The 11,964-nt window shown below is 39.7% G+C and carries 11 protein-coding genes; 4 read left to right on the top strand and 7 right to left on the bottom strand.

Features of this window, described 5'->3' with window-relative positions; genetic code table 11:
* Positions 1–121: 121 nt before the first annotated feature.
* Together I6L31_RS00775 and I6L31_RS00770 are read right to left on the bottom strand one after the other, a co-directional pair.
* Positions 122–463 carry a hypothetical protein gene (locus I6L31_RS00775; protein WP_004989711.1) on the bottom strand — a complete coding sequence of 114 codons (342 nt, stop codon included), beginning with the start codon at positions 461–463 and terminating at the stop codon, positions 122–124.
* 230 nt (positions 464–693) lie between these two features.
* Positions 694–1,716: a type I glyceraldehyde-3-phosphate dehydrogenase gene (locus I6L31_RS00770; RefSeq protein ID WP_005003773.1), complete on the bottom strand. Its 1,023-nt coding sequence runs from the start codon at positions 1,714–1,716 to the stop codon at positions 694–696.
* Positions 1,717–2,138: 422 nt separating this feature from the next.
* Here I6L31_RS00770 and alaS point away from each other — a divergent pair, with 422 nt between their 5' ends.
* The 3 genes from alaS (at position 2,139) to csrA (ending at position 6,624) form a co-directional block, all read left to right on the top strand.
* A complete protein-coding gene (gene alaS, locus I6L31_RS00765) occupies positions 2,139–4,775 on the top strand; it encodes an alanine--tRNA ligase (RefSeq protein WP_005003770.1) in 2,637 nt (878 codons plus the stop codon).
* A 66-nt stretch (positions 4,776–4,841) separates the two neighbouring features.
* Positions 4,842–6,122 carry an aspartate kinase gene (locus tag I6L31_RS00760; protein ID WP_004998416.1) on the top strand — a complete coding sequence of 427 codons (1,281 nt, stop codon included), beginning with the start codon at positions 4,842–4,844 and terminating at the stop codon, positions 6,120–6,122.
* Between the two features lie 247 nt (positions 6,123–6,369).
* Positions 6,370–6,624: a carbon storage regulator CsrA gene (csrA, locus tag I6L31_RS00755; RefSeq protein ID WP_004989721.1), complete on the top strand. Its 255-nt coding sequence runs from the start codon at positions 6,370–6,372 to the stop codon at positions 6,622–6,624.
* Positions 6,625–6,691: 67 nt separating this feature from the next.
* Here csrA and rnhB read toward each other — a convergent pair whose 3' ends face one another.
* Both rnhB and I6L31_RS00745 read right to left on the bottom strand, forming a co-directional pair.
* Positions 6,692–7,264, bottom strand: a complete 573-nt coding sequence (gene rnhB, locus I6L31_RS00750; protein WP_005003767.1) for a ribonuclease HII — start codon at positions 7,262–7,264, stop codon at positions 6,692–6,694.
* A gap of 6 nt (positions 7,265–7,270) precedes the next feature.
* Positions 7,271–7,660, bottom strand: a complete 390-nt coding sequence (locus tag I6L31_RS00745; protein ID WP_005003765.1) for a hypothetical protein — start codon at positions 7,658–7,660, stop codon at positions 7,271–7,273.
* Between the two features lie 226 nt (positions 7,661–7,886).
* Here I6L31_RS00745 and I6L31_RS00740 point away from each other — a divergent pair, with 226 nt between their 5' ends.
* Entirely contained in the window at positions 7,887–8,441 is a 555-nt protein-coding gene (locus I6L31_RS00740) for a cytochrome b (protein ID WP_005003763.1), read from the top strand.
* Positions 8,442–8,510: 69 nt separating this feature from the next.
* On the opposite strand, the gene I6L31_RS00735 is transcribed toward I6L31_RS00740, so the two are convergent.
* The 3 genes from I6L31_RS00735 to I6L31_RS00725 all read right to left on the bottom strand — a co-directional run bounded on the left by I6L31_RS00735 (position 8,511) and on the right by I6L31_RS00725 (position 11,508).
* Positions 8,511–9,509, bottom strand: a complete 999-nt coding sequence (locus I6L31_RS00735) for an adenosine deaminase (protein WP_005003761.1) — start codon at positions 9,507–9,509, stop codon at positions 8,511–8,513.
* 62 nt (positions 9,510–9,571) lie between these two features.
* Positions 9,572–10,891, bottom strand: coding sequence for an NCS2 family permease (locus tag I6L31_RS00730; RefSeq protein WP_004989736.1), 1,320 nt, complete (start codon positions 10,889–10,891; stop codon positions 9,572–9,574).
* 410 nt (positions 10,892–11,301) lie between these two features.
* Positions 11,302–11,508: a hypothetical protein gene (locus I6L31_RS00725; RefSeq protein WP_010588781.1), complete on the bottom strand. Its 207-nt coding sequence runs from the start codon at positions 11,506–11,508 to the stop codon at positions 11,302–11,304.
* Between the last annotated feature and the right edge of the window lie 456 nt (positions 11,509–11,964).

Here is an 11,964-nt window from a genome sequence, read left to right as displayed (position 1 = left end):
TCAATCCGCATAAAAAAATCGGGAACACACCCGATTTCTCCAAGTCTAACACGTTCGTAGTTGCCATGCACCTGAGAATTTTAGGAAAATTAAATTTATAGCTTGGCTTTTGATTTGATGATTATTTCAGGTCATCTTTCTCAGACTCATTGAGGCGCTTAAAATCTTCTGCATGCCCCACATATTGAGTGATCAGAGCAATTAGTTCTGCATTCTGCAACTCTAAAAGTTTCGATTTTTGCACAGTTTGATTGAGCAATTCTCGATCAACCTGAACACTTTTTGCAAGATCCTGCATAATTTCCAAAGTCTTTTTCAAATTACTTTCTAGCATCACCACTTTTTCTTCAAGCTTGCGATTCTGAGTTTCGTCAGTGAGTGAATTTTGCTCTTTGCGAAATTGCAAAACAATTAAAATTAGAACCGCGATCATTAAAATAATAATAAATAGCCAGATAAGCATTGTTTTCCCCTGAATTTCTTGCGTTATTCAAATTATGTTGATTAGCCTTCTTTCATCATTGTTTAAACCTTTTTTTATTTCCCCCCATAGGGAGAAATAAAAGGCACTTATACACTTATAAAAAGAAGTCTATTAAAGATATCTCAAAAGTATCCATGTTGATTTAGATTTAATTTAAATCATAGAAGCTTTAAGTTTTGAAATATAAAAAGCAACACATTCAACTTAGCTTAATGAAATGATTCACACAAATCCAGCAATCGGTTGGCATAGCCCCACTCATTGTCATACCACGCAAAAACTTTTGCTTGGCGACCCACGACCATAGTTTGAGTTAAATCGACAATCAATGAATAAGGTGAATGATTAAAATCACTTGAAACAAGTGCTTCATCTGTCACAGACATAATTTCGGCATAGTCATTTTTTGCCGCTTTTATTAATACTTCATTTAAATGATGCACATTGACTGGATTTTGCGACACAAAACTGAGATCAATTGCAGCGACATTGATCGTTGGCACTCGAATCGAATAACCATCAATTCTACTTTCCATTTTAGGCATCACTCTTTTCAGCGCATTTAAAGCACTTGATGTGGTCGGAATAATGTTTTGTCCCGATGCGCGAGCGCGACGTAAATCACGATGTGCATGATCGAGTACCGACTGATCAGCAGTCACTGCATGAATTTCAGTCATCAGCGCAGTTTCTATCCCAAAGGCATCATCAATAATTTTGACTAAGGGTACCAGCGCTTGCGTGGTACATGAGACACTGGAAATAATACGATCTGTAGCTTTGACTTCTGATTGATTGATTCCGTAGACAATCGCCGCATCCACCTCATCAAAGGGTGCAGCACCAATAATGACCCGTTTTGCTCCTGCCCCTAAATGTCGAATTGCATCGGCGTGTGAACGAAATAATCCAGTGCATTCGAGGACAACATCTATTTCTAAAGTTTTCCACGGTAAATTTTCAGGCGCCTCTTCACGAAACACCTGTAGCTTTAATTCACGACCAAACGCCTGTATATGCAAGAAGATTTTCTCATCTTCGATCTTGATCGCAACTTCACCGTGAAAACGACCATGCGTCGTGTCATATTTAAATAAATGCACCAATGTCTCGACATCAGCGATGTCATTAATCGCCACGATATCAAAATGAAATCGTTTTGGATTTTCAAACCATGCACGTAACACATTTCGGCCAATTCGACCAAACCCATTAATGGCAATACGTTGCATGATTTATCCTTTTATATAAGCGATCAGACTCTATGTTAAAACATTGATTATCACGATGATACAATTGAATCGAGAGTTTAGACGAGTTTGTTATTTTTTAACCAATCAGAAATTATCATTAACGATCATTTGGTTTCCCTATGATTTGTGAATTAAGCTGAATTGCCTTAACAAATATAGGCATTCTGGAAATTTACTGCTTTTTTGATCACATACGCTGACAATTCTCGATCAAACGATTGCATAGAATTGTCATCATTTCTCGGTAAAATCATTGGTTGAACAGGGTTTTTCCGTTATAATTTGGCACTTTTGAAATCTACGCCACGCATTCATCCTTCATCGTTTTTGTTTAAACGATGCACTGTCTGCATATAACCTATTTGAATTTATGGAGTGACTTGGTCGTGAGTACTCGTTTTATGACATCTGCTGAAATTCGTGAAGCTTTTTTGCGTTATTTTGAATCGCAAGGCCACACACGTGTCGCGTCGAGTTCACTTGTACCCGCCAACGATCCAACGTTGCTGTTTACTAATGCCGGCATGAACCAGTTTAAAGATTGCTTTTTAGGTCTGGAAAAACGCGATTATGTGCGCGCTGTTTCATCACAAAAATGTGTGCGTGCAGGCGGTAAACATAACGATCTGGATAATGTCGGTTATACTGCCCGTCACCATACTTTCTTTGAAATGCTCGGTAATTTCTCTTTTGGTGATTACTTCAAAGAAAATGCACTTAAATTTGCATGGGACTTTTTAACCAGCGAACAATGGTTAGGCTTACCGAAAGATAAGCTTTATGTCACGGTTTATCACACCGATGATGAAGCTTATGACATCTGGAACAAAGAAATTGGTTTAGCGCCTGAACGCATTATTCGTATTGGCGATAATAAAGGCGAAAAATACGCATCTGATAACTTCTGGGCAATGGGTGATACTGGACCATGTGGTCCTTGTTCTGAAATTTTCTTTGATCATGGCGATCATATCTGGGGTGGTTTACCCGGTACACCAGAAGAAGATGGCGACCGTTTTATCGAAATCTGGAATAACGTTTTTATGCAGTTTAACCGGACTGCGGATGGCGTATTGCACCCTCTTCCAGCTCCATCGGTCGATACTGGCATGGGCTTGGAGCGTATTAGTGCGGTACTGCAACATGTCAATTCAAACTATGACATTGATTTATTCCAGCATCTGATCAAATCTGCCTGTGAAATTATTGGCGTTCAAGATCAAGCTCAACCTTCCCTTCGTGTTGTGGCGGATCATGCCCGTTCTTGCTGTTTCCTGATTGCTGATGGTGTTAATCCGTCTAATGAAGGTCGTGGCTATGTATTGCGCCGTATCATCCGTCGTGCAGTACGTCATGGTAATAAACTTGGTGCAACAGGTACGTTCTTCTATAAAATGCTTCAGCCTTTAATCGACGTCATGGGTGAAGCTTACCCTGAACTTAAACATGATCAGGCACGCATTGAAGCGACTTTAATTAAAGAAGAAGAACAATTTGCCAAAACCCTTGAGCAAGGCCTAAAACTGCTTGAAGGTGAACTTGCGCAACTTACTGGCAAAGTGATTGCGGGCGAAACGGTATTTAAACTGTATGATACTTATGGCTTCCCAACCGATTTAACCGCTGATATTGCTCGTGAACGCGATCTGGAAATCGATGAAGTCGGTTTTGAACGTGAAATGGAAGCACAGCGTCGCCGTGCACGTGATGCTGGTAAATTTGCAGTCGACTACAACAGCATTGTTAAAGTGGACGGCGAAACACAATTTGATGGCTACAATGCGACCGCAGGTCAAGGTCAAATTATCGCAATCTATAAAGATGGCGAGCAAGTTGATGAAATCGTTGAAGGTGATGAAGCTTTAATCGTTTTAAATCAAACGCCTTTCTACGCAGAAAGCGGTGGCCAGATTGGCGATACTGGTCTATTCAAAAACGAGACAGGGATTTTTGAAGTTCAAGATACCAAAAAATCTGGTGGTGCATTTGTGCATCAGGGTATCGTCACCATGGGTAGCTTAAAAGCCTCTCAACAGGTTGAAGCGACCGTTAAAGCAGACATTCGTGCTGCAACTGCGCGTAACCACTCCGCTACCCACCTTTTACATGCTGCACTTCGTCAAATTTTAGGCACACATGTTCAACAAAAAGGTTCATTGGTTGCCAGCGACATTTTACGTTTTGACTTTGCCAATGACCAACCCGTGACTTTTGAGCAATTGCAACAAGTGGAACAATTGGTGAATCGCGAAGTGATTGCCAATACAGCTGTTGGCGTTGAACTACTCGATATTGAATCTGCCAAAGCCAAAGGCGCCATGATGTTATTTGGTGAAAAGTATGGCGATGAAGTTCGTGTACTTTCCATGGGTTCAGTGATTGACGAGCGTAACTTCTCGATTGAACTTTGCGGTGGTATTCATGTACAGCGTACTGGCGACATTGGCCTATTCAAAATTACGTCTGAAGGCGGTGTTGCGGCGGGTATCCGTCGTATTGAAGCCGTCACAGGTACCAAAGCACTTGAAGTTGTACAAAAAGCCGATAGTGACATTCAACAGATCAACAGCTTATTAAAAGCACAAAAAGATCAAACAGTAGAACGTGTTCAGGCTGCGGTAGAACATACCTCAGCGTTGCAAAAGCAGATTGAACAGCTTAACCAAAAGTTAGCAAACTTTCAGGCGACTGAACTTTTAAGCCAAGTTCAAACCGTTGCGGGTCGTTCTACCCTGATCACCACTGTTCAAAACATGGATGCGAAATCACTTCGTAACCTACACGACAGTGTGAAATCAAAATTAGAGGATGCTGTGATTGTATTGGCAGGTGTCGAAGATGACAAAGTCAGTCTGATTGCATCGGTTGCCAAACAATATACAGCACATCTAAAAGCAGGCGATATCATTAAACATCTTGCGACCGAACTCGGTGGTAAAGGTGGTGGTAAACCTGACTTAGCACAAGGTGGCGCGCCACTAAACGAGAAGTTTGAACAGGTTATGACAGCTCTCCCTGTCTGGCTTGGACAGCACTAAGACTTCACTTTTGTGTAACTGACTCTGAATTAAGCCTCTCAGAGTCATGGCTTATATGGAACAACTATGGCATTAATCGTACAGAAATATGGCGGGACCTCAATGGGGACTCCTGAGCGCATTTTAAATGTTGCTCGTCGTGTGAAGCGTTGGCATGATCACGGCCACAAGGTTGTAGTGGTGGTTTCTGCAATGAGTGGTGAAACCAACCGCTTACTTGCACTTGCCAAAGCCATTACTGAAACACCTGATCCACGTGAATTAGACCAAATGGTGTCTACAGGTGAACAGGTGACGATTTCCATGTTAGCAATGGCACTTAATTCAATTGGTGTAGAAGCTAAATCCTATACAGGTCGTCAGGTTGGGATTAGAACTGACAGCGCGTATAACAAGGCACGTATTGAAGCGATTGATACTGATGTGATGACGGCCGATCTTGATGTCGGTCGTGTATTGGTTGTCGCAGGCTTTCAGGGTGTCGATGATGAAGGTAATACCACGACATTAGGTCGTGGTGGTTCTGACACCACGGGTGTTGCGCTTGCAGCAGCCTTAAAAGCAGATGAATGCCAGATTTATACCGATGTGGATGGTGTTTATACCACGGACCCACGTGTTGCACCAAAAGCCAAAAAAGTGGATCGTATTTCTTTTGAAGAAATGCTGGAAATGGCCTCTTTAGGCTCTAAAGTCCTTCAGATTCGTTCAGTTGAATTTGCAGGTAAATATCAGGTGCCGCTGCGTGTCTTGTCTAGTTTTGACAATGACGACGACGGTGCATTTGATGAAGACTTTAAACAAAACGTAGGTACTTTAATTACCACTGAGGCAGAAGACGATATGGAACAACCGATTATCTCAGGTATCGCATTTAACCGTGATGAAGCTAAGCTGACCATTTTAGGTGTAGCTAATGAGCCAGGTGTTGCTGCTAAAATTTTGGCTCCAATCAGTGCTGCTAATATTGAAGTCGATATGATCATCCAAAATGTCGAAGAAGATGGTACAACTGATTTCACTTTTACTGTCAATCGTGGTGATCTTGCCAAAGCTGAAAAAATTCTGAAAGAAACCGCAGCAAATATTGGCGCGCGTGAAGTTGCAACACGTGATGATATCGTCAAAGTATCAATCGTCGGTGTGGGTATGCGTTCTCATGCGGGTGTTGCAAGTAAAATGTTTATCGCTCTTGCAGACGAGAGTATCAATATTTTGATGATTTCAACTTCAGAAATCAAAATTTCAGTCTTAATTGAAGAAAACTATTTGGAACTTGCAGTTCGTACGCTACATACCGCATTTGGTCTGGATCGTGAACATGGTGAAAGTAGTGCACGTGCATAAACTTTGATCAAACAAATTGTGAAATAGATCACTTTTCAACAATTTGTGTCAAAAAAATAGAGCCACTGTAGTTTTTTCTATAGTGGCTCTGTTTTATTAGCACCTATGTATTTAGAAAAATTAAGCAGCATCATTAAATACAACATCTTTTTTATTGATTCTGTTAATTATTTCTCTAATTCTGAGGTTGTAATTTCGGTTTCTTAAACCACTATCGCAGGTTTAGCGTTTTAGCAAGGAGATAAACATGCTGATTCTGACCCGTCGTGTCGGAGAAACATTAATGATTGGGGATCAAGTCAGTGTAACTGTGCTTGGCGTTAAAGGTAATCAGGTTCGTATTGGTGTGAATGCACCAAAAGAAGTATCTGTGCACCGTGAAGAAATCTACCAACGTATTCAACACGAACGTGCCATGCATGAACACCTTCAACATCTTGATCAAGACTATCAGCCTTCATTTGAAGATGATAATTTCTCTCAAAACAATTTTAATCGTTAAGAATATATTGTTGTTGATGATTAAAGCGGCTTACAAGCCGCTTTAAATATTTCTATGGCCTAGATGATCAAACATCCAGTGCGAGTGCTTTCTTTACAGGTGCATAGCTACGACGATGTTCATCGATCACCCCATGACTGGTGATGGCTTCAAAATGAGCTTTGGTAGGATATCCCTTATGTTTTGCAAAACCAAAGACAGGATATTTCTCATCCAGCGCTTTCATTTGTCGATCTCGCGCAACTTTGGCTAAAATACTGGCCGCACTAATTTCAGCATGGCTTGCATCACCGCCGACAATCGCCTCACAACTGATGCTCATTCCTTTTGGAATTTGATTACCATCCACAATCACTTTATTTGGTTGAATTTTCAGATTATTTACAGCGCGATTCATGGCCAGAAAAGTCGCCTGTAAAATATTGAGTTCATCAATTTCAGTATGCGTTGCTTCCGCAATTGACCAAGCCAACGCTTTTTCCTGTATCTCAACAAACAGTTTTTCACGTTTTTTTTCAGTCAGTTTTTTAGAATCATTTAAGCCTTGAATCGGGTTATTCGGATCTAAAATAACCGCCGCAGCGACTACCGACCCCACTAACGGCCCTCGCCCTGCTTCATCTACACCAGCAATAATCATAATGATTTATTTCGTCAAAGTTTGTTGGAACGTTTCATTTACACAGGCAGTTACCGTTTTCGACACCACTTGACCTACCATTGCGGCTCTTGCATTTGGATCAAAGGTGGCATTTGCTAAATCTGCGGCGGTAACGCTATAAGGTGCTTTTTCACTGACACAGCCACAAATTTCAGTTTGAATATCCTGTTTTTGATCAGCAGTCATCAGTTTAGAAGCAGTTTGCCAAGCAGGAATAGTATTGATTTCATTCATACTTTTGTTATTTACCGCAATTTTCAAGGCAGTCATGCTTAATTGCTCAGTAGTATTTGTCGCTGTATTCATCGAACCATCTGTTGCACAACCTGTTAAAAGCAAGACAAATGCAGTCAAACCGAATAGTGATTTTTTCATCGCTGTTTCCAAAAAAATTTTAGCTATTTTGCCTAAAGCCAGCCTACGATGAAATAACTAATTTGTAGAAAAGCGCTAAATTAAATCAATCATCACTAGCTCAGTATGTATGGCGGTTTTGATCGTTTCATTAAAAAAACGCTTCGTTACAGTAGCCCCATTTTTTCAAGGTGTCTTCTCGTCTATTCTCGCGTGATAATTCGCAATTGTAAAAGGGCATCATTTCATGTCTAACTCTAGCCAGTACTACACCAGAACGGCACAATATTTACACTGGATTATGGCTATTATCTTTATTACGGCGTGGATCATTGGTTTTTATAGTGGTAATTTTTTAAGCTATGAAACTGACGGCAGCTTTAAAGGTGATGTCATTACTCTTCACAAGAATATTGCAACGACCATTATTTTCCTTGTCATGATTCGACTTTTTTGGCGATACACCCATCCTGCACCACAACTTCCAGACAATATGTCCCCTTTAATGAAAAAACTGGCACATGCAGGTCATTTAGCCCTATATTTTATTCTATTGGCATTACCAATTACTGGCTGCTTATTTAGCTGGAGTGCTGGACACCCTGCACCTGTGCTTTACCTGTTTAATATCCCTCAACTGATTGGTGAAAATCCTGAAGTGATGGCGATCGTAAAACCGATGCATATTTATCTTTCATGGTTTGCAGGGCTTCTTGTCGTTGGACACATTTTGGCAGCACTTAAACATCATTTTATTGACAAAGATCATGTGTTGATCAGCATGACCAGACAACCCAAATAATCCCTTAAACAAATTCCATAAAAAACGCATCTCATTCAGATGCGTTTTTTAATTCAATATTCTATTTTTTTATAGCTGTTGGATAGTTGCAATCCATTTCTGCTTTTCAGCAGAATCGATAAAAGAGGCTTCAAATGAATTGATCGCCAATTGTTTTAGCTCATCGTTGGATAAATTCAAAGCAGCATGAACCGCAAGAAAATTATCATTCATATAACCACCAAAATAAGAGGGATCATCTGAATTAATCGTGACATGTACACCTTGTTTGAGTAAACGGTGAATATTGTGTTCAGTCATATCCTCTACGACACAAAGCTTTAAATTACTGAGCGGACAAACCGTTAATGGCATTTTTTCATCAATCAAACGCTGCAATAAAGCTGGATCTTCGTCTGATCGCACGCCATGATCAATACGATTGACCTGAAGCAAATCCAGTGCTTCCCACACATATTCTGGCGGACCTTCTTCACCTGCATGTGCGACAATTAAAAAACCTGCTTCACGTGCTTTAGCAAAAACACGTTCAAACTTGGACGGCGGATGTCCAACCTCACTAGAATCTAATCCAACAGCAATAATGTCATGTTTAAATGGCAATGCTTGTTCGAGCGTTTTAAATGCATCTTCTTCGCTTAAATGACGTAAAAAACACATAATCAGTTGAGAGCTAATGCCTAGTTTGTCTTTTGCATCAGTACAAGCGCGTTTTAACCCGTTCAAGACTGTCGCAAATTCAACTCCACGCTCAGTATGCGTTTGCGGATCAAAAAACATTTCAGTATGCACGACTTTATCTTCAGCACATTTTTCGAAGTATGCCCAAGCCAGATCATAAAAATCCTGCTCATGTACCAAAACATTTGCGCCCGCATAATAGATGTCTAAAAATGACTGTAAATTATGAAAGTTATAAGCTTGTTTGATTTCTTCGACCGACTGATAAGGAATCTGAATATGATTGCGCTGTGCAATTTCAAACATCAATTCAGGCTCAAACGTGCCTTCAATATGCACATGTAATTCGGCTTTGGGTAAAGCACGAATTAACTCAACTTGATTCATAATAACTCCAAAATAACAAAGGGCGCAGAAAACACTCTGCACCCTTTTTTCTTCAATAAAAATTAACCGCCAAATACAGCAAACTTAAATGCCCAAAGTACTGCTACGATCCAAACCATATATGGGACAGTTTTAGCTTTGCCTGTCAGTAATTTAATCAAGGCATAGCTAATAAAGCCCATCGCAATACCGTCTGCAATTGAATAAGCAAATGGCATAAAGACAATGGTTAAAAACGCAGGAACAGCTTCTGTAATATCTTCCCAATCAATATTAGTGATCCCTTGAATCATCAACACCCCAACAAATAAAAGTGCTGGAGCAGTGGCAAAACCTGGGACTGATTGAGCAAGAGGAGCCAAAAACAAACAAGCAAGGAATAAACAAGCGACTACCACCGCAGTCAAACCCGTACGACCACCTGCGGCCACCCCTGATGCAGACTCAATATATGGTGTAGTCGAAGAAGTTCCTAAAGCAGCCCCTGCAACAATCGCAGTCGAATCTGCAAATAAGGCTTTTTTCAAACGCGGTAATTTGCCATCGACCAATAAACCCGCACGATGTGAAACACCAACCAGTGTTCCAGTACTGTCGAACAAATCGACCAAGAAGAAGACAAAAATAACGCCAATCAAACTTGCGGTAAATAGTCCTTCAAAATCCATTTGTAGGAAAGTCGGCGCTAATGATGGAATCTCACCAACGACACCTTTAAATTGATTCAAACCCATGAATGTTGAAATAGCTGTAATGACCAGAATACTGATAATAATCGCACCACGGATTCGAAAGTGATGCATCACTACAATCATCAAAAACCCAAGTAGTGACAATAAAACAGTTGGCTGTTTAATATCACCCAAACCGACTAACGTCGCTGGGTTTGCTACAATAATGCCCGAATTTTTGAGTGCTACTAGCGCAAGGAATAAGCCAATCCCACCCCCGATCGCAAATTTGAGTGACATCGGGATGGCATTCACAATCGCTTCACGAATTTTTAAAAAGCTGATTGCCAGAAAAATAAGACCCGAAATAAAAACTGCGGCTAAGGCAGTTTGCCACGGCACACCCATGCCCAGACAAACTGAGTAGGTAAAATAAGCATTTAACCCCATACCAGGAGCAAGTGCGATTGGATAATTGGCGATTAGCCCCATGACCAAGCAGCCAATTGCGGCAGCCAAGCAGGTTGCGACAAAGACCGCACCATGATCCATTCCAGTTTCAGACAAAATTAGTGGATTGACAATAATGATATAACACATCGTCAAAAAGGTCGTTACACCTGCAAGCACTTCAGTTCTAAAGCTTGTCTTATTTTCGCTTAGTTTAAATAAGCGCTCTAACAAGTCTGCTGAAGGGTTAGGAGTTGACATAACATAGTCCCTACAAAAAGTTTGAGCATACTGTGTTGCTATATGTATATGGTCTTAAAGGAAATATTTATTTGAATACACTTCTAAGACACATTGCGATTGTATAATGGATTAAGCAATCAATATGCCATTTGCTTATTACTAAAAAGCAATTCCCTATTTCCAAATACGCACTATTAGTAACAAAGTATAAGGTTTAATCATCTGACCAAAACACAAAAAAGCCGCATAGATGTATGCAGCTTCACATATAATTGAAGGAATATGATGTTAAAAATATAAATTGATATCTTTAATGCCTTCCCCCGAGAAGATTATATCATATTATTTATATTTTTGTTTTAGCAATCCAATTCGATACATCTATAAAATTTATTTAAAAACATGATCTTAAAATCACAATCTTAAAGCTATTGTATTAGACCTTGACGATGAACACCAGAAAGCGACGAATGTTGATTGTAGTTTGGATTCGCTTCAAGTGTCTTGAGACTATGCTCTGCTTCTGTGATTACTCGACTCACCTGTTCTCTTTTCTTTACTTTAGAATCAAGATAAATACTGTAACCAAGCAGAATCACTAGGCTCGCAAAAATCAAAATAAGTATATTTCTCATAAGCGATATTCTTGTTATCCACATATTTGTGATTTATTTTACCAAAAATAGACAAAAAGCGACACATAAAACATTCTCTTGATACTTTATATGTGATGCATTTTTGAAATTTTTAACCCTTTGTGCATCATGATCTAATCTGGACAATACAGCCTTCAGATCGCTCATTTATTGTTAATCTTTTGATTTAAAATTATTATTCAAATAGTTTAGAACTATTTATGATAACCATCGCGTCAACATCAATCTTATTATTAAACTCCTTGAGACAATTTAAAAACTTTTCATTGTTTCGCTATTCATTGTATTCGTATAATTTTGGTTACTTAAGTATCAAAACTATCATTTTTAGACTTTTAAAAGCACAACAAATGATCTTTAGGTATTAAATTATGAGGACTTAAGCTGGGAAATACAAATATACTCAGCGTATGTCCTGCGATGCCTCAACTAATA

The sequence above is a fragment of the Acinetobacter septicus genome, from assembly GCF_019355975.1.
Taxonomy (GTDB): Bacteria; Pseudomonadota; Gammaproteobacteria; order Pseudomonadales; family Moraxellaceae; genus Acinetobacter; species Acinetobacter ursingii.
The sequence above is the reverse complement of the archived record's forward strand: the minus strand, read 5'-3'. Positions and strand labels throughout refer to the sequence as shown.

What these genes read in the sequence shown, in the direction of transcription:
- I6L31_RS00775 (WP_004989711.1), bottom strand. Translation starts at nt 463, where the DNA reads ATGCTTATCTGGCTATTTATTATTATTTTAATGATCGCGGTTCTAATT.
- I6L31_RS00770 (WP_005003773.1), bottom strand. Translation starts at nt 1,716, where the DNA reads ATGCAACGTATTGCCATTAATGGGTTTGGTCGAATTGGCCGAAATGTG.
- alaS (WP_005003770.1), top strand. Translation starts at nt 2,139, where the DNA reads ATGACATCTGCTGAAATTCGTGAAGCTTTTTTGCGTTATTTTGAATCG.
- I6L31_RS00760 (WP_004998416.1), top strand. Translation starts at nt 4,842, where the DNA reads ATGGCATTAATCGTACAGAAATATGGCGGGACCTCAATGGGGACTCCT.
- csrA (WP_004989721.1), top strand. Translation starts at nt 6,370, where the DNA reads ATGCTGATTCTGACCCGTCGTGTCGGAGAAACATTAATGATTGGGGAT.
- rnhB (WP_005003767.1), bottom strand. Translation starts at nt 7,264, where the DNA reads ATGATTATTGCTGGTGTAGATGAAGCAGGGCGAGGGCCGTTAGTGGGG.
- I6L31_RS00745 (WP_005003765.1), bottom strand. Translation starts at nt 7,660, where the DNA reads ATGAAAAAATCACTATTCGGTTTGACTGCATTTGTCTTGCTTTTAACA.
- I6L31_RS00740 (WP_005003763.1), top strand. Translation starts at nt 7,887, where the DNA reads ATGTCTAACTCTAGCCAGTACTACACCAGAACGGCACAATATTTACAC.
- I6L31_RS00735 (WP_005003761.1), bottom strand. Translation starts at nt 9,509, where the DNA reads ATGAATCAAGTTGAGTTAATTCGTGCTTTACCCAAAGCCGAATTACAT.
- I6L31_RS00730 (WP_004989736.1), bottom strand. Translation starts at nt 10,891, where the DNA reads ATGTCAACTCCTAACCCTTCAGCAGACTTGTTAGAGCGCTTATTTAAA.
- I6L31_RS00725 (WP_010588781.1), bottom strand. Translation starts at nt 11,508, where the DNA reads ATGAGAAATATACTTATTTTGATTTTTGCGAGCCTAGTGATTCTGCTT.